General features: G+C 43.5%; 1 protein-coding gene and 1 pseudogene. Both read right to left on the bottom strand.

Going from position 1 to position 1063, the window contains the following annotated elements:
- A pseudogene (locus R7E78_RS24610) lies at window positions 1-571 on the bottom strand (type I secretion system permease/ATPase); the annotation flags it as partial.
- Between the two features lie 61 nt (window positions 572-632).
- A partial coding sequence (locus R7E78_RS24605) for a calcium-binding protein (protein WP_318058407.1) occupies window positions 633-1063 on the bottom strand: 431 nt, incomplete at its 5' end.

Genomic DNA, 1063 nt, shown 5'->3' with positions numbered 1-1063 from the left:
TACTAATATGAGAAATGGCCCTAACTTCACTTTCTTGCATCGTCTTTCTCGTCATCAACTCGTTGATCAAACCTAAGCTAAACAGAACGACAGAACCAAGCAACGCAATGTGCCCAAGCAAAGGATGGAGTAGATAGACGAACAAAATAAACAGCGGTGTCCAGGGAGCGTCTAACAAAGGATAAGGGGCTTGGCTGCTCAAAAAGCTTTTTATGGTTTGAATATCTCGAAGAACCTGAGAGGTGTAACTCTTTCCAGTATGCGATTGATACTGAATGCTTCGTTTAAGCATGAACACTGAAAGTTTCGCGTCCATCCAAAATCCGAACGATTTACTCATCTGTGCACGAGCAATATCGATAATGGACATAGTAAACAAAGCCGCCAACACGATGATGGTAAGAAGCAACAAGGTGTCAGTCGAATAAGATGAGATGACTCGGTTGTACACTTGCAACATATAAAGTGGGATAGCAAGTACGAGTAAATTAATGAAGAGACTAAAACCTATCAGCAAACCTGCAAGCGTGCATAGTTTTTGTCTGACTTCTTTGAAAACTGTTTTCTGCACGATTACTTCCACTTTAATCGAATGATGTAGGCGCTAGATGACTAGCGCCTTAAACTAGATTTTAAATAACAAATAAATCGGCACCGTAGGTGTTAATATCTGTTTCAGTAACACCAATCAGCTTAACGGTTAAATCTGCGCCGTCAGTAAATACTGCATTGCCAGCCGCATCGTAGCTGAAAGTTAAATCGCCAAACTCTGTCACGGTGTCACTAATGATGTGAAGCGAGTCTTCACCGATAGTGAAATCCACTACCTTCGCTTCACCATGACCACCAAACTTGTCAGTGAACACAAACTTGTCGCTGTCACTGCCACCAACTAAAACGTTATCACCTGAACCTGCGACAAGGATATCTTCCCCGACGCCGCCGTTCAGTTTATTGTCGCCGAGAAGACCTAGTAGCAAGTCATTTCCCGTACCTCCGCCAAGATAATCATTTCCCGTACCAGCTCTCAGGACGTCGTCACCAGCACCACCGATTAGACGAT

The organism is Vibrio sp. YT-19(2023), assembly GCF_033337395.1.
Note: the sequence above shows the minus strand (reverse complement) of the source record. Positions and strands in the feature narration are given on the sequence as shown.